This window comes from Microvirga sp. GN3, from assembly GCF_055792825.1.
This window is the reverse complement of the sequence record NZ_JBVVAK010000163.1, coordinates 1-16,088: the sequence shown is the minus strand read 5'-3', so window position 1 is coordinate 16,088 and position 16,088 is coordinate 1. Positions and strand designations below refer to the sequence as shown.

Below are 16,088 nucleotides of genomic sequence, written 5' to 3'. Positions count from 1 at the left end.
GTCCATGGCTGTCCCTCATGATGCTTGGGGCCGATCCGCTCGGACCCCGTTCCAACACCATCACTCTGAGGGACAGCCACCCCGCTCCGCTAGCTCGTGAGCGGCAGGCCCATTACGGCATCTATGCTGCACCCGGCACCTATGACGAGGTGCCCAAGGGCCGGATGCGGTTTGAGGAGGTTGCCGCAATCCTCACTGCGGTCGCGGCGGAAGCCGGCATCGTCGGTTTGGCGATCACCGAGTACATGCCCTGGAGTGCGGTCAAGTTGTCCCACTCCCTGCGCTCGCTCCCGCTTCTTGGCGATGGATAGGGCGTTGGGAACGACGCTCCAGCACAAAGTGACGTCAGCCCAGCTTGCGCTTGGGGTTCAGCCGAGTGTCGCGAGTCGGATATCAAATCTTGGATTTCTACCATTGGTATGCATCCATAGATCCGGCCTCCTACCGAGGGAATAGTCGCGCTTGGCCCGAATCGGCAAAACCCCGTTGAAAAGGATCGACCCGCGCGAAAAATTTGCGGCTGAACGGTTCACATGCTAACCGCGGGCCTTCCAGCATAAGAGTTTCAAAGAGCCCATGGCCCGTAAAAGTCTCCTTCGGGGCGATACCCTTCCCTTGATCGGCCGCCTGTGGCGGGACTGGATGCGTCCGCACGCGAAGACGCTGGCCTTGGTACTCCTGCTCGTGGCCCTGGTCTCAGGCGCGACAGGTCTCTATCCGGTGCTGATCAAGGCCGCCTTCGATGCCTTCGATGCCAAGGACGCGCAGGCGATCATGCTGGCGCCGCTCTTCGTGATCGCGGTCACGTCGGTGAAGGGCTTTTCGCTGCTCGCGTTGACGATCCTCACCAACAAGGTGGTGACTCGGATCGAGGCCGATATGCAGACTGCGCTCTACGGCCATCTGATCGATGCGGATCTCGCCCAGACCGGGCGCGAGAGCCCGGCGGCGCTGACCCAGCGCTTCACCACGGATTTCGCTTTCATCCGGGAGGCGCTCACCCGCCTTTCGACGGTCTTCCTGCGCGAGGTAACGACGATCATCGCGCTCATCGTAGTGATGCTGTGGATCGACCCGATTCTGACCCTGGTGGCAGCCATCATCGCGCCCTTCTTCGCCTATCCCGTCAACAAGATCGGCCGCAGGCTGCGCCAAGTCGCCATCTCGACCCAGGAGCAGACGGGCCTGATGGCGAGCCTCATCACCGAGAGCCTCGCCGGGACGCGAATCGCCAAGACCTACGGGCTCGAGCGCTATCTCAAGACGAAGGCCGCCAAGACCTTCGACGACGTGCGCGACCTCAAGATGAAGGCCGCCAATGCCCGCGGGCGGATGGATCCTATCCTCGAGACCGGCGGTGGCCTCGCGGTCGCCATCGTGCTGATGCTGGTTGGCCAGCGCATTCTCTCCGGAGACAGTACGGTGGGCGATTTCACCGGCTTTGTCACCGCGCTCGTCATGGCGGCGCAGCCGATCCGGGCGCTCGGCAACCTCAACGCCATCGTGCAGGAGGCGGCATCGGCCCTCCACCGCACCTTCACGGTCATGGACGAGAGGCCTCAAATCCAGGACATGCCGGGTGCGAAGCCGCTCGCGCTCGGAGGTGGAGAGATCGAATTTTCGAACCTCACCTTCTCCTACGATGGCGAGGCGGTGGCGCTTGACCACGTCAATCTGGTGGCCGAGGCCGGCCAGACCACGGCTCTGGTCGGCCGCTCCGGTTCAGGCAAATCGACCCTCCTGTCCCTCGTGCCGCGCCTTTACGACGTCAATCAGGGCGCCGTCCTGATCGATGGGCAAGATGTGCGGGACGTGACCCTGGCGAGCCTGCGCCGCGCCGTCGCGGTGGTAAGCCAGGATGTGATCCTCTTCGACGACACGATCCGGGCCAACATCGCCTTCGGGCGACCGGATGCGTCGGACGAGGAGATCATCGCGGCCGCCAAGGCAGCGGCGGCCCACGACTTCATCCTGAAGCAGCCCGAGGGCTACGACACGACGGTCGGCCCCGGCGGCGGACGCCTCTCGGGCGGCGAGCGCCAGCGCATCTCGCTTGCCCGTGCCTTCCTGAAGGACGCCCCGATCCTGCTGCTCGACGAGGCGACCAGTGCGCTCGATTCTGAATCGGAGCGCCTGGTCCAGGACGCCATCCGTCGCCTCATGAAGGGCCGCACCACCCTGGTCATCGCCCACCGCCTCTCGACCGTGCGCAATGCGGAGAAGATCGTGGTGATGGAGAACGGGCGCATCGCCGAGATGGGATCGCACGAGGCGCTGATCGCCAGGAGAGGTGTCTACGCCCGCCTGCACCGCCTGCAGCTCTCCGACGACGAAGAGCCGAGCCTCGTGGCGTCATCTTAAGAAGACCGGACCTGGATCTATTCCCGCCGCATGATCCTGTCGACGAGGAGGCTCGACCAGAAGCTCGGGCGGAAGTTCCGCTCCAGGGCTTCCGCATCGTACTGGGTCTCGATCCAGGTCAGGAACGGGATGCCCTTGGCCTCGCCCTCGCGGCGGTAGAGATCGAAGAACTCGTCCAAAATGCCCGTCTTCGAGAAGCGGAAATGGCCGTAGCGCATGGAGAGCTGGCGCTGGGCCTCGTCGATGGTCTTGCCCTCGTAGACCACGAGGTAGAGGGCTGCGACGAAGCCGGCCCGATCCGCGCCCGACTTGCAGTGCAGGACGGCTGGATACTCGATCCTGTCGAAGAATTCCTTGGCGGAGAGCAGCGTTTCCCGGTCCGGCGCCCCGCGGGAGCGGACGACGAACTCTTCCAGATGAATGCCGAGCCGCTCGCAGGCTTCCTTCTGGAGCTGCCATGAGCCGTGCTCGCGGCCGCCACGCAGGTTGATGATGGTGCGAACGCCTTCGGCTTTGAGAGCGGAAATCTGATGCGGGGCGGGCTGGGCCGAGCGCCACAGGCGGTCGGTGACCTGGTGCTTGTTCAGGTAGAACAGGCGGAAGACCCCGTGATCGGCGAGCAGCATATGGGCCCAGGCGCGCAGACGCCCGGACAGCCCTCCGACGGGTTTGTCCCAGCGGGCAATGCGGGCCATGCGGCGTGCATAGCGGACTTCAGGTTTGAGGAACCTGTTGAACACGTCGATCCAAGCAATCTGTCTAAAATGTAAGATAATTCGGTTCGCGACCGAAGGCGGCCCTTATCGACGATGGGAGCCGATTAATCAATCGCTTGCACCTCAAGTAGTTGCCGCAGGTCAAATTCCCACATTTCGGCCATGGTCAAACAGAGCGAGATGCAACCAATCGGTTGCCGCCCTGCGGGCTCTCGTGTAAGGGGTGCGTTTCGAAACAACCCTCCTTGACGAAACGAGTGGCTGGACACCGGGCTAAGACAAGCTTGCCGGCGCTGGATCGTTGAGACCAACAAGCAGTTCAGGAGAGCGACGTCATGTCGTCCACCTTCGAGACCGTCGCCGGCATCATTTCAGAGACCGCCGATATCCCGCGCGAGCAGATCACGCCCGAGAGCCATGCCATCGAGGATCTCGGCATCGATTCGCTGGCTTTCCTCGATATCGCGTTCGCGATCGACAAGGCCTTCGGGATCAAGCTGCCGCTGGAGCAGTGGACCCAGGAAGTGAATGAGGGCAAGGCTCCGGCCGAGGAATACTTCGTCCTGAAGAACCTCGTGGCGCGGATCGATGCGCTCGTGGCCGCCAAGCAGGCCTGATACTATTAAAATGCTCTATCCCGGCGGGCAGGCTCTTAAGAGGCTTGTCGATATGCTGGTCGGGATAGCAGGCGCGACGCAGCCCTCCTCTCCCTTGCGGGGAGGAGTTGGAGTAGGGGTGTAAGCGTCACGCTGGTCCAGTTCATCGCTGGCACCCCCACCCCTAGCCCTCCCCACAAGGGGGAGGGGGATAGGTTCCGCGAAAATGCGCCTCGAATATTTTGAAATGATCGACCGGGTGACGAGCCTCGACCGCGAGACCAAGCGGATCGAGATCTCATCCACCGTTCCACAAGAAAGCCCGGTTTTCGAAGGGCATTTCCCTGGCCATCCCCTCGTCCCCGGTGTCCTTTTGACCGAGACTATGGCCCAGGCTTCCGGCTATCTCGTGCTCGGGCTGACGGGCTTCACCCACATGCCGTTCCTCATGGGCGTCGACAAGGCGCGCTTTCGCACCTTCGTCGGACCGGGTACGGTGCTCACCGTCACGGCGCAGCTGGAGCATGAAGGCTCGGGTTATGCGGTGACCAAGGCCAAGATCACAGCCGAGGGCAAGCCGATCTGCGATGCGGAGCTGCGTTTCCGGATCATGCCCTTTCCCGAAGGCATGGATGGTCTGATGCGCGCACAAGCCAAGCGTATCGGCCTCCTTGAGGAGAGTGTTTGATGCGGGATGTCGTCATCACTGGGACCGGCCTCGTCTCCAGTGCCGGAGAGGGTCTGGAGGCGCATCTGACGGCGCTTGTAGCCGGCGGCGCTCCGAACACGGATGCGGCTACCTTCGAACCGTTCCTGGTTCATCCGGTCGTCACCCCCGAATGGGACCGGCAGATCCCGAAAAAATCCGACCAGCGCCAGATGGAAGCGTGGCAGAAGCTCGGCTGCTATGCCGCAGGCCTCGCCCTCGACGCGGCGGGTGCCAAGGACGACGCGGCCCTCAAGAGCCGCATGCAGCTCATTGTCGCCGCCGGCGGCGGTGAGCGGGATTATACGGTCGACGGGCAGATCCTCACCGGCCTGGCGAAGGCGGACAACCCGGGCGTCTTCCTCAACGAGCGCCTGATGGGCGACCTGCGCCCGACCCTCTTTCTCGCGCAGCTCTCCAATCTTCTGGCCGGCAACATTTCCATCGTCCACGGCGTCACAGGCGCGTCCCGCACCTTCATGGGCGAGGAATCGAGCGGCGTCGATGCGCTGCGCATTGCCCGCGAGCGCATCGCCTCGGGCCAGGACGACATCTTCCTTGTCGGCGGCGCCTATAACGCCGAGCGGCCGGATGTGCTCCTCATCTACGAGATGGGCGGCTTCCTCTGGAAGAAGCCGTATGCCTCGGTCTGGGAACGCTCCGCCGATAGCGGCGGCATGATCCTCGGCTCCGGCGCCTGCTTCCTGGTGCTCGAATCCCGCGAGCACGCAGCCGCACGTGGCGCAAAGCCGCTGGCTTCCATCACGGGCGTCGCTTCCGGCCGCTCCCGCCGCAAGGCCGGTAGTGTCGAAGGGGCGCTCCATGCCCTGTCGAAGCAGCTCGGTGCGAAGCCGGACGTGGTACTGTCGGGCGCCACCGGCATCAAGGGCATCACGGAAGAAGAGCAGGCAGCACTGAGGGACATCGCCCCGGGGGCAGCCATTCATGCCACCGGCGACCTCGTCGGCCATACGATCGAAGCGCAGGCGCCCACGGGCGTGGCGCTCGCCGCAGGGCTGATCGCTGAAGGAAAGGCCGGGGAGGCGCTCGTCACCTCCATCGGACATTGGCGCGGCGAGGGCGTCATCCGGCTCACCAGGGCTTGAGGAGAAGGCAATGGCACTTCGCGACAGACAGGGCCGTCCGCTCGTCGCCGTCACCGGCATGGGCGTGGTCACGTCCCTCGGCCAGGGCAAGGGCGACACCTGGACCGCCCTGACGGCCGGAAAATCCGGCATCCACCGCATCGAGCGCTTTCCCACGGAAGGCCTGCGCACCACCATTGCGGGCACCATCGACTCGGTCGATGTGGAGCCCTTCTGCGCGCCCGTGCTCTCCGAGCGTCTCGCCACGCTGGCGGCCGAGGAAGCCGTCGGCCAGTCGGGCCTGGCCCAAGAGAATTTTCCGGGCGCGCTCTTCATCGCCGTGCCGCCGGTCGAGATGGAATGGCCGCAGCGCGAGGCGCTGGCCGAAGCTTCCGGCCAGACGGGTGAGGTCACTTACAAGGATCTTCTCAAGGCCGCGGCCACGGGCCGCTTCAAGCCCTGGCACGACCTCTTCATTTTCGGCTCGGTGGCCGACCGGGTCGCCGACCGCTTCGGCACCAAGGGTTCGCCGATCTCGCTCTCGACCGCCTGCTCGTCCGGCGCCACTGCGATCCAACTCGGCGTCGAGGCAATCCGCCGTGGTGAAACCGATGCGGCGCTCTGCATCGGCACCGACGGTTCCGTGAACCCGGAATCACTCATCCGCTTCTCTCTGCTCTCGGCGCTCTCGACCCAGAACGAAAATCCGGAAAGTGCGTCGAAGCCCTTCTCCAAGAATCGCGATGGCTTCGTCATGGGCGAGGGCGGCGCGGCCCTGGTGCTGGAGAACGCGGAAAGCGCGAAGGCGCGCGGTGCCACGATCCTCGGCTACGTGCTCGGCTGCGGCGAGAAGGGCGACGGCTTCCACCGCACCCGCTCCTCGCCCGACGGCATGCCGGCCATCATGGCGATCCGCCAGGCGCTGGAGGATGCGGGCGTGTCGCCCGAAGACATCGACTACATCAATGCCCATGGCACCTCGACGCCGGAGAACGACAAGATGGAGGCCATGAGCTGCACCGCCGTGTTCGGCGAGCGCATGGCGAGCCTTCCGATCTCCTCCAACAAGTCGATGATCGGCCACACGCTCACCGCAGCCGGTGCGGTCGAGGCGGTGATGTCGCTCCTGACGCTTAGCTCAGGCCGCATTCCGCCGACGATCAATTATCAGGTGCCGGATCCCGCAATCCCGCTCGACGTGGTGCCGAATGTCGCCCGCGACGCGAAGGTGAATTACGTGCTCTCGAACTCCTTCGGCTTCGGCGGCCAGAACACCTGCCTCGTCTTCGGGGCCGAGCCAAAAGGGGCTTAAGACCATGACGCGGGTTCTGGTGACAGGCGGCGGCAAGGGTGTCGGCGCGGCCATCGTGCGGGCCCTCGTGACCGCCGGCCACGATGTCGATTTCACCTACCGCTCCTCGGGCGATGCCGCGAAGGCGCTGGCCGACGAGTTGATGCAGGCCCATCCCGGCTGCAGCATCAAGGCGCATGAAGTCGATCTCGCCGATAAGGCGGCTCTGGAGGCGTTCTGCGAGAGCATCGAAGGCGAGAGTTATTTCGGCCTCGTGCACAATGCCGGCCAGCCCTACGATGCGCTTGCCGCCATGATGCAGCAGGACAAGGCCGAAGCCGCCATGCAGGTGAATTTCTGGTCGCTGACCCGCATCGCCAAGGCGCTCATGCGCGGCATGATCCGCGCGAAAGGGGGGCGCATCGTCGCCATCGGCTCGGTGGCGGCGCTCCAGGGCAATCCCGGCAATGCAGCCTATGCCGCTTCCAAGGGCGCGCTGATCTCCTATTGCCGCACGCTCTCCGTCGAGACGGCAAAGCGCGGCGTCACCGTCAACGTGATTGCGCCGGGCTTCATCGACACGGACATGATGGCGCCTTACGCGGCCTACCGCGAGAACATGGAAAAGCAGATCCCGGCCGGCCGCTTCGCGAAGCCGGAGGAGATCGCGGGCCTTGCCGCTTTCCTCCTGTCCGAGCCCGCCGCCTACATCACCGGTGCGGTGTTGCCCATCGACGGTGGGCTCACGTCAATGTTGGGCGTGCATCGGTAAACGCCGCCGTCATCCCGGGGCCGCACAGCGGAGCCCGGGATCCATAACCGCTGACGCTTCTTCATCCTGCAACCACTGTGTTTATGGATTCCCGCCTTCGCGGGAATGACAATGTGGAGTTTCCGGCATCATGTCCTGATTGCAATCCCGGATCGCCTGCGGTGTCCGGAATGACACGAGATGTCGGCAGGAAACTTGCCATCTGCCTCGCTGCCCTTTAAGTCGCCGCAAACAATTTCTCCGCGTCATGGCCGGGCTTGTCCCGGCCATCCACGTCTTTGCCCGGCAGGACGGAGAGTCCCGGAACGAGTTCGGGGATGACGCCGAACAGGATTTTTTCGCATGCGCTCCCTTCAGCTCTTCGGCGACCGTGACCTCCGCATCACCGAGATGGAGGCGCCTCCGCCGCCCGCCCCCGGTGAGGTGCAGGTTCGCGTGAAGGCGCTGGCCTTGAACTTTCTCGATGTCTGGGGCTTCCGCGGCATGGCCTTCGCCAAGCGCAAGATGCCCCAGGCCGTGGGCGTCGAGGCCTCGGGCGAGATCGCCGCGGTGGGCGAGGGGGTGACTCGGTTCAAGGCGGGCGACCCGGTGACCATGTACGGCGCCGAGACCTGCGGCCATTGCAAGGCCTGTCGCACGGGCTGGGACAATCTGTGCGAGAACGTCGCCGGCATCATGGGCTTCCATATCGACGGCTTTGCCCGCGAGCTGATCAACCGGCCCGAACGGCTGGTCATTCCAGTGCCGAAGGGGGTGTCCTTCGAGCAGGCGGCCTGCGCACCGATCGGCTTTGGCACCGTGCAGCACATGCTCTTCGACAACGCCAAGCTCGAGCCCGGTGAATCGATCCTCGTCCATGCCGGTGGTTCCGGCATCGGCACGGCGGCGATCAAGATGGCCAAGGCCATCGACTGCACCGTCTATACGACGGTGGGCGACGATGAGAAGGGCGAGAAGGCGAAGGCGCTCGGTGCCGATTACGTCGTCAACTACCGCACCGAGCGCTTCGAGGGTGAGGTGCGGCGCCTGACCAAGCGCAAGGGCGTCGACGTAGTGTTCGAGCATGTGGGCGCCGAGACCTGGAACGGCTCGCTTCTGTGCCTCAAGCGCGGCGGACGCCTCGTGACCTGCGGCTCCACCTCCGGCGTCTCCACCACCATGAACCTGATGCAGCTCTTCCAGCAGCAATACCGGATCTTCGGATCCTTCGGCTGCCGGATCGAGAACATCGCGCAATCCCTCGACAAGATGGCCGGCGGCATGACGCCGATCATCGACGCCGTCTTCCCGCTGGATGAGTTCCAGAAGGGGCTGGAGCGGCTCGAAGGCCGCAAGGTCTTCGGCAAGGTGATCGTGACGTTCTGACCCGGCCCCTGGTACAAACGGCCGCGTAACCACAGATCTTGACGAAACGGGCTGCCTTCGAAAAAGACGCGGGGCCCTTTCTTTTCAACGCCGGCTTCGTGCCGCTCATCGTGCCAGGACTTCACCGACGTGCAGCAAACCCACCGTTCCCGCAACCTTGTCTCGCGTCTTCTCGGAACGGTCATGGTCGGGGTCGTGCGCGGCGTCTTCGCGTTCTCGCGGGCCTTGGGTCCAGAACGCTCCGGCGCCGTGGGCGCGGCGATCACGCGCACCTTCGGCCCGCTGCTGAAGGCGCACAAGACGGCGCTCACCAATATCCGCGCCGCCTATCCGGAGAAGTCGGACGCCGAGGTGAAGGCGCTGGCGCTCTCGGCCTGGGATAATCTCGGCCGCACGGGCGGGGAATATCCCCATCTCGGCCGCCTGTTCGATTTTGATCCGGACAGCATGGTGCCGGGCCGCACCGAGGTCGACGGGATCGATCACTTCCTCAGCCTGAGGGACGACGGCAAGCCCGGGCTCATCTTCTCCGCCCATCTCGCCAATTGGGAACTGCCTGCCATCTGCGCCGCCCGCTTCGGGCTCGACGCGACGGCGGTGTTCCGCGCGCCCAACGATCCGGCCATTGCCCGCGTCCTGCATGAGATCCGCAGCGAGACCATGGGCAACCTGGAGGCGGCCCGCCAGGGCGCGGCCTTCGCCATGCAGGGTGCGCTGGAGAAGGATGGTCATCTCGGCATGCTCATCGACCAGCATTTCACCCGCGGCGTGATCGTGAACTTCATGGGCCGCCCGGCGCTGGTGAACCCGATCCTGGGAAAATTCGCCCGCCGATTCGACTGCCCGGTTCATGGCGTGCGAGTCATCCGTCTTCCCAACCATCGCTTCCGCCTGCAGTTGACGCCACCGCTCGATCTGCCGCGCGATCCCGACGGGCAGATCAACGTCCAGGGCGCCATGCAGGCCATGACCTCCGTGGTGGAGGAATGGGTGAGAGAATATCCGGAGCAGTGGCTGTGGATGCACCGCCGCTGGCGGGTTCCGACGAGAGCATCGGACCCAAAAGTGGATTCCCCTTTTCGGATCTGATCCGATGCCCCACTCTTTGAAGAGCGCATCGTCGAGCGCGGCCCGCCGGGTCCGCACGATGCGCTAGCGTTCAAGGTAACGTGAGTTTCCCTTGAGGTCGATTTCGTGTTCGATGGCGGCACCATGGCGTCCCGTTTGATACTGACTTTGGCGGCCCTCGGTTTGACCGCCCTCCTTCAGCCTGCTCTGGCAGACCCGCCGCGCGCGGTCGTCGAGCTGTTCACGAGCCAGGGCTGCTCTTCCTGCCCGCCGGCCGATGAGCTCCTGGTCGAGTATTCCCGCCAGCCGGACATCATCGCGCTGTCTCTGCCGGTGAATTACTGGGATTATCTCGGCTGGAAGGACACGCTCGCCCATGTGGCCTTCACTGAGCGCCAAAAGGCCTATGCCCATTCCCGCAGCGACCGGCAGGTTTTCACGCCGCAGATGATCGTCAACGGCAAGAAATCCTGCATCGGCTCGGATCGGGCGCAGATCGAGAAGGCGATCCAGGCCACGTCGAAGGGCCGCAAGACTCTTCCGGTGAACGTGACCCTCGATGAGAAGAACGGCACCGTGACGATTGCCGTCGAGGAAACACCCGACACCACGCAGCGTGCAGCCGAGTTGTGGGTGCTGCCTATCCTGAGGGCTAAGACGGTGCCGATCGAACGCGGCGAGAACCGCGGCAAGACCATCACCTATGCCAATGTGGTGCGGGGCCTGAACCGCGTCGGCGAGTGGCTCGGCGGCTCGGCCCGGTTCGAGGTGCCGCTTGAGATCGCGCGCAGCGGCGGCGATGCCTATGTGGTGCTGCTGCAGAGCACGGATGCCGCAAGGCCCGGCGTCATTCTGGGCGCCGCCAAGGCCCCAGGGCTTTAATCAAAGCAGGATAATGACCTTGTTGGGCAGCTCGTCCACGTCGTCGAGGCGGGGCGGGGCGTGCTCGGCCAGGATCGCGCCCGTACGCCGGATGGCCTCGATCAGGCCCTCCGTCATGCGGCCGCGTCCGATTGCGGCGGTTAGGTCCGCGACGATGTCGGCCCAGATCGTCGGATCAACCCGGTCGGCGACGCCCGTATCGGCCAGGATCTCGGCGTGATGCTCGGCGAGCGCCAGATAGATCAGCACGCCAGTCTTCTCGCGCGTGCGGGTGAGTCCCCGCCTCAGGAACTCGCGCGAGGCGGCCTCATGGCCTTGAGTGCGCTTGATTGAGCGCGGAACCAGAGCGTAACGCAGCTTGGGCCAGGACAGCACGAGGCTCAAAACCAGCGCCACCGCGAGCTGGATCAGGAAGATCCGCGACGTGCTGATCGATGTCAGCCAGATCAGCGGCCAGGGCGTGATCAGCGCCGCGAGGAACGCCCAGAGAACCGGGATCGCGCGGTAATAGGCGGCCTGTTCGGCGATCACGAGCACGACTTCGCCGGAGGTATCGTCCTCCACGTCGCTGATCGCATGGGCAAGGCGCGCCTGATCGTCGGGTGAAATCATCTACCAGCTCCCCGAAGCGCCGCCACCGCCCGACGAGCCGCCTCCTCCCGAGAAGCCGCCTCCGCCGGACCAACCTCCACCGCCTCCGGACCATCCGCTTCCTCCAGACCAGCCACCGGTCGTGACGATCCAGGGACCGCGGCGCCCGCGCCTGACGCTGCGCGCACGGCCAGCCCCCATCAGGCGGGAGATCAGGAAGAACAGGATCATGAGGATGATGAAGGCGATGACGGGGTCGATGCTCGTCGTGTTGTCCTCGCGCACTTCCGCCCGGCGATGCCATTCCTCCGCATCGCCGGTGAGGATCGACAGCATGGCATCGACGCCCGCATCGATGCCGCCGGCGAAATTGCCTTTCTGGAATTGCGGTGCGATGGCCGTGGTGATGATCACCTTGGAGAGTGCATCCGTCAGCGCGCCCTCCAGCCCGTAGCCCACCTCGATGCGTACTTTCCGCTCCTGCGGCGCGACGAGAAGCAGCGCACCGTTATCCTTGTCCTTCTGGCCGATCTGCCAGTGCCGGAAGAGGCGGTTGGCATAGTCCTCGATTGTGTAGCCTTCGAGGGAGCGCACGGTCGCGACCACCACCTGGTCGCTGGTCTTGTCCTCATGGGCCTTCAGTTTGGCTTCGAGCGCCGCCCGCTCTTCGGGTTTCAGAAGGTTCGCCGCATCGACCACGCGGCCGGTGAGCTGGGGAAAGGTCTGGGCGAGGGCTGGGAGGGGGAAGAGGAGGGCGAGGAGGGTTATGACAACAGCAATGAGGAACGCCGTCCTGCTCTCTCCCCCCTTGTGGGGGAGAGTTGGAGAGGGGGGCGTGAGCGCCGGACTTGAACCAGCATAGCGCCGACACCCCCCTCCCTGGCCCTCCCCCACAAGGGAGGAGGGGAAAGATGGCGCGCCCATCATCCGCTTAGAACTTCACCTCGGGTGGACGCTCGGAGCCGGCGGTCGCCGTGAACGTCTCCATCGGCTTCGCATCGGGATAGACGATGGCGGCGATCCAGCGGCCGGGGATCGTGCGCAGTTCCGTATTGTAGGCCTGCACGGCGGAGATGTAGTCGCGCCGCGCCACCGCGATGCGGTTCTCCGTGCCTTCGAGCTGGGATTGCAGGGCGAGGAAGTTGGCGTTCGATTTCAGCTCCGGATAGCGCTCGACGGTGGCGAGCAGGCGGCCGAGCGCGCCGGAGAGCTGGTTCTGCGCCTCCTGGAACTGCCGGAATTTCTCCGGGTCCGTCACGGTGGAGGCATCGACCTGAATCTGCGTGGCCTTTGCCCGGGCTTCCGTCACCTGGGTCAGAACCTCGCGCTCCTGCTGGGCGAAGCCCTTCACGGTTTCGACGAGGTTGGGGATGAGGTCGGATCGGCGCTGATACTGGTTCTGCACCTCGCTCCAGGCGGCCTTGGCCTGTTCCTGCAGGGTCGGGACATTGTTGATGCCACAGGCGGACAGGCCGAATGCCAGGATCATGCCGGTCAGCGCAACGTGCATCCTTGAAAGCAAAGCCGTCATGTCTGTCCTTCCCCCGATTCGGATTTTCGAACCTTTGCTGGGATCAACACATGGAGCAGGGCCCCCGTTTCAACAAGCCGCTTTTCGATGGCCGTGCACATCGCATTGCGGCATGATCCCGGCGCCGCGCATCGACGCCAAAAGTCCGATGCTCAACTCCTTCGTGGTGCATCGTTCGGGGCTTCACGCTGCGCTGGGATCGGGCCGCCGTGGCTCCCGCCCGGCGATGAGCCAATAGACGAAGCCGGCCACAGCGCCGGTGAGTCCGAGCACGAGGCTCACATGCAGCTCCGCCGGCGTACCGACCCGCGCCGACCCGCGCAGGATCCACGGCACCGCCGCCGTCAGGATGCCGGTGGCGAGCGCATGCCAGAGCAGGCTCCGCATCCCGAGCACCTCGCTGATGATGGCGATCAGCAGCGGCGGGAAGATGAGCAGCGTGAACATGATCCGGCCGACGGCCAGAAAAGCATCCTCCACGATGGGCCCAGGATCTTCCGCGGCGAACACCGCGTCCACCAGGGACCAGAAGCCGACGAAGAGCGTATCCCCTGTCAGCATCGCCATGACCGGATCGACGATGGTGGCGATGAGAAAAAAGGTGCCGCTCACGCCGATGGCGATGAGGAGCGCGAAGGGGATCAGGAGAAGCCAGCGGATCATGCCGGCGCATAGTGACAAAGTTCGCTTGGCGCCGCTAGAGGCCTCGGCGGAAGGGTCCGGTTTTCCCCGCCGGGTAATGCACTAATTAAGGAGCCGGGCGGCGGGTATCCATGCAGGAGGAGGACGCCATGGCCACGTCGAAACTGGACGAGCGGCGGCTCATGAGCGACGAGGAGTTCACCCTCGTCGAACAGACCCGCTATCCGGTGCTGGGGAAACTGGACGATGCGGCGCTCAAGGACCTGACCCAGCGTCTGCGGGAGCGGCGCGACCGGGCGCGGGACATCGCCCGTCGCCAGCGCCGCGAAGTCCGCGGCAAGGGCCGGCAGGGGACGACCTTCGAGAAGCAGGATGTCGGCAACCGTCAGAAGGCGGGCGTGCTGGCCGAAGCGCTGACCCGGATCAACAGCGAGCGCACACGCCGCAAGGCGGATGAGTTCCGCGCGAACGCCCGCCGCGCTTTGGCTCTCCGACAGGGCGCTGAGGCGCCGGCGCGTCCCGATTCGGGAAAGACGCCCCGGAAGGGCATGCGCGAGAATGTGAGCGACCGTCGCGAGCGGATCGTCAATCCCATGGACGTCGGCCGCGTCTCGCAGGCGGGCAAGCGTGCGCAAGCCGTGCGGGACAACGCTTAGAGAATCGTGCGGACTTCCGTTTTGCGTCCGTCATCACCGGCCTTGTGCCGGTGATCCCGATCCGAGGAGAGCGGTGCTTCACACAGTCGAGATGGCCGGGACAAGCCCGGCCATGACATGGGAGAACTTACGAAGCTTTCTTGGAGCCCGCTGGGGAGCCGACGGGAGCTTACTCCCCGTCCCCCAGCGCATAGACGCCCTCGGCGCCGATGCCCTGTTCGGCCATCATGCGGGCGCGGGCGCGCAGCTTCTCGGTCTCGCTCTTGAGCTGGCCGCAGGCGGCGAGGATGTCGCGACCGCGGGGCGTGCGCACCGGCGAGGCATAGCCGGCGCGATAGACGATCTCGGAGAAGCGTTCGATCCGCTCCCAGTCCGAACACTCGTATTTCGAGCCCGGCCAGGGATTGAACGGGATGAGGTTGATCTTCGCCGGAATGCCTTTCAGCAGGCGCACGAGCTCGCGCGCATCGGCATCCGAATCGTTCACGCCCTTGAGCATCACGTATTCGAAGGTGATGCGGCGCGCGTTCGACAGGCCGGGATAGGCGCGGCAGGCATCGAGCAGCTGCTTGATGTCGTATTTGCGATTGATCGGCACCAGCTCGTCGCGCAGCTCGTCACGCACGGCATGGAGCGAGATCGCCAGCATGGTGTTGGCTTCCGCACCCAGACGCTCCATCTGCGGCACGACGCCGGAGGTGGAGACGGTGATGCGGCGGCGCGACAGCGTCAGGCCCTCGCCGTCCGACATCACGTCGATGGCGGCGACCACGTCACCGATGTTGTAGAGCGGCTCGCCCATGCCCATAAACACGATGTTCGACACGAAGCGCCCGCCATCAGTCGGCACGAAGGCGCCCTCGGGCGGCGTCGCGTGGGGCCAGTCGCCGATGGAATCGCGGGCGACAATGAGCTGCGCCACGATCTCGGCCGAGGTCAGGTTGCGCACGAGGCGCTGGGTGCCCGTGTGGCAGAAGGAGCAGGTCAGCGTGCAGCCGACCTGGCTCGACACGCAGAGCGTGCCGCGGTCGACTTCCGGAATGTAAACGCACTCGATCTCCGCGCCCTTGTCGAGCGGGCCGGTGGAGGGCATGCGGATGAGCCACTTGCGGGTGCCGTCCTTCGACACCTGCTCGGACACGACCTGCGGGCGGGCAAGCGTATAGGCTTGGCTGAGCTTGGCGCGCAGCTCCTTGCCCACATTGGTCATCTCGGAGAAGTCTTTCGCCCCGCGGAAATAGATCCAGTGCCAGAGCTGAGCGACGCGCATCTTGAGCTCGCGCTCGGGTACGCCGATGGCAGCAAGCGAGTCCTTCAACTGGTCGCGGGTGAGGCCGATCAGCGACGCGCCACCGGGAGCGGCTCCGGCTACGACGTTCAGCTCCGCCTTCTTTTCGATGAACCCGGCCGCGCGTGCAGCATCGCTCACGGCCACGGGGGCCGCATTGGGGTTATGCTTGGCGATGTCGAGCACCGTCGCCATGGGAAATCTCAAGCCTCGTTGTTGGGAGTTGGCGTGCCATATAACACGATTGCGCCGAAACCGTGAGCCTTCAAAAACAAAATTCCGGGCGCGAGCGCATCGTGCGGAAAAGTGGCTCCGGTTTTCCGCGAAGAGCGATGCGCTCTTCAAAAAGGTGAGCATCGGATCGATCCCAAAAGTGGCATCCACTTTTGGGCCCGATGCTCTAAGGTCTGTGGGGATTCACAAGAGCTTGGGCTTATGATTCAAGCTCTTGATGGATCGCTATGTATTGACGGATGCCCAGTGGGCGAAGATGGAGCCGCATTGTCTGGGTAAGCCAACCGACCCCGGACGCAGCGGC

Annotated in this window: 16 protein-coding genes and 1 pseudogene; 11 read left to right on the top strand and 6 right to left on the bottom strand. The window is 64.7% G+C overall.

What is annotated here, in order from left to right:
- Both ACS5Q1_RS39680 and ACS5Q1_RS39675 read left to right on the top strand, forming a co-directional pair.
- Nucleotides 1-311 (top strand): annotated as a pseudogene (locus ACS5Q1_RS39680) (hypothetical protein); the annotation flags it as partial.
- A 265-nt stretch (nucleotides 312-576) separates the two neighbouring features.
- Nucleotides 577-2,361, top strand: coding sequence for an ABC transporter ATP-binding protein (locus ACS5Q1_RS39675; protein WP_473103395.1), 1,785 nt, complete (start codon nucleotides 577-579; stop codon nucleotides 2,359-2,361).
- Nucleotides 2,362-2,378: 17 nt separating this feature from the next.
- On the opposite strand, the gene ACS5Q1_RS39670 is transcribed toward ACS5Q1_RS39675, so the two are convergent.
- On the bottom strand, nucleotides 2,379-3,101 hold the full coding sequence (locus ACS5Q1_RS39670; protein ID WP_473103394.1) for a fused DSP-PTPase phosphatase/NAD kinase-like protein: 723 nt from the start codon (nucleotides 3,099-3,101) through the stop codon (nucleotides 2,379-2,381).
- A gap of 311 nt (nucleotides 3,102-3,412) precedes the next feature.
- Here ACS5Q1_RS39670 and ACS5Q1_RS39665 point away from each other — a divergent pair, with 311 nt between their 5' ends.
- The 8 genes from ACS5Q1_RS39665 to ACS5Q1_RS39630 all read left to right on the top strand — a co-directional run bounded on the left by ACS5Q1_RS39665 (nucleotide 3,413) and on the right by ACS5Q1_RS39630 (nucleotide 10,842).
- Nucleotides 3,413-3,694 carry an acyl carrier protein gene (locus tag ACS5Q1_RS39665; RefSeq protein WP_009490841.1) on the top strand — a complete coding sequence of 94 codons (282 nt, stop codon included), beginning with the start codon at nucleotides 3,413-3,415 and terminating at the stop codon, nucleotides 3,692-3,694.
- Between the two features lie 205 nt (nucleotides 3,695-3,899).
- Entirely contained in the window at nucleotides 3,900-4,361 is a 462-nt protein-coding gene (locus ACS5Q1_RS39660) for a 3-hydroxyacyl-ACP dehydratase FabZ family protein (protein ID WP_473103393.1), read from the top strand.
- A complete protein-coding gene (locus ACS5Q1_RS39655) occupies nucleotides 4,361-5,485 on the top strand; it encodes a beta-ketoacyl-ACP synthase (RefSeq protein ID WP_473103392.1) in 1,125 nt (374 codons plus the stop codon). The genes ACS5Q1_RS39660 and ACS5Q1_RS39655 overlap by 1 nt, the downstream gene beginning before the upstream one ends.
- A 10-nt stretch (nucleotides 5,486-5,495) precedes the next feature.
- Nucleotides 5,496-6,776: a beta-ketoacyl-ACP synthase gene (locus ACS5Q1_RS39650; RefSeq protein WP_473103391.1), complete on the top strand. Its 1,281-nt coding sequence runs from the start codon at nucleotides 5,496-5,498 to the stop codon at nucleotides 6,774-6,776.
- A 4-nt stretch (nucleotides 6,777-6,780) separates the two neighbouring features.
- Nucleotides 6,781-7,527 carry an SDR family NAD(P)-dependent oxidoreductase gene (locus ACS5Q1_RS39645; protein WP_473103390.1) on the top strand — a complete coding sequence of 249 codons (747 nt, stop codon included), beginning with the start codon at nucleotides 6,781-6,783 and terminating at the stop codon, nucleotides 7,525-7,527.
- 342 nt (nucleotides 7,528-7,869) lie between these two features.
- Entirely contained in the window at nucleotides 7,870-8,892 is a 1,023-nt protein-coding gene (locus ACS5Q1_RS39640) for a zinc-binding dehydrogenase (protein ID WP_473103389.1), read from the top strand.
- A gap of 129 nt (nucleotides 8,893-9,021) precedes the next feature.
- Complete coding sequence (locus ACS5Q1_RS39635) at nucleotides 9,022-9,981, top strand: lipid A biosynthesis lauroyl acyltransferase (protein WP_473103388.1); 960 nt, start codon at nucleotides 9,022-9,024, stop codon at nucleotides 9,979-9,981.
- Nucleotides 9,982-10,086: 105 nt separating this feature from the next.
- Nucleotides 10,087-10,842 (top strand): DUF1223 domain-containing protein, encoded by a 756-nt coding sequence (locus ACS5Q1_RS39630; protein WP_473103387.1) that lies wholly within the window; start codon nucleotides 10,087-10,089, stop codon nucleotides 10,840-10,842.
- Here ACS5Q1_RS39630 and ACS5Q1_RS39625 read toward each other — a convergent pair whose 3' ends face one another.
- The 4 genes from ACS5Q1_RS39625 to ACS5Q1_RS39610 form a co-directional block, all read right to left on the bottom strand.
- Complete coding sequence (locus ACS5Q1_RS39625; protein WP_473103386.1) at nucleotides 10,843-11,454, bottom strand: TPM domain-containing protein; 612 nt, start codon at nucleotides 11,452-11,454, stop codon at nucleotides 10,843-10,845.
- Nucleotides 11,455-12,360 carry a TPM domain-containing protein gene (locus tag ACS5Q1_RS39620; RefSeq protein WP_473103385.1) on the bottom strand — a complete coding sequence of 302 codons (906 nt, stop codon included), beginning with the start codon at nucleotides 12,358-12,360 and terminating at the stop codon, nucleotides 11,455-11,457.
- 4 nt (nucleotides 12,361-12,364) lie between these two features.
- Entirely contained in the window at nucleotides 12,365-12,964 is a 600-nt protein-coding gene (locus ACS5Q1_RS39615) for a LemA family protein (RefSeq protein WP_203441978.1), read from the bottom strand.
- A gap of 183 nt (nucleotides 12,965-13,147) precedes the next feature.
- Entirely contained in the window at nucleotides 13,148-13,627 is a 480-nt protein-coding gene (locus tag ACS5Q1_RS39610; RefSeq protein WP_473103384.1) for a hypothetical protein, read from the bottom strand.
- A gap of 128 nt (nucleotides 13,628-13,755) precedes the next feature.
- Here ACS5Q1_RS39610 and ACS5Q1_RS39605 point away from each other — a divergent pair, with 128 nt between their 5' ends.
- Nucleotides 13,756-14,262: a hypothetical protein gene (locus ACS5Q1_RS39605; protein WP_473103383.1), complete on the top strand. Its 507-nt coding sequence runs from the start codon at nucleotides 13,756-13,758 to the stop codon at nucleotides 14,260-14,262.
- 169 nt (nucleotides 14,263-14,431) lie between these two features.
- On the opposite strand, the gene rlmN is transcribed toward ACS5Q1_RS39605, so the two are convergent.
- Nucleotides 14,432-15,745 carry a dual-specificity RNA methyltransferase RlmN gene (gene rlmN / locus ACS5Q1_RS39600; RefSeq protein ID WP_473103382.1) on the bottom strand — a complete coding sequence of 438 codons (1,314 nt, stop codon included), beginning with the start codon at nucleotides 15,743-15,745 and terminating at the stop codon, nucleotides 14,432-14,434.
- Between the last annotated feature and the right edge of the window lie 343 nt (nucleotides 15,746-16,088).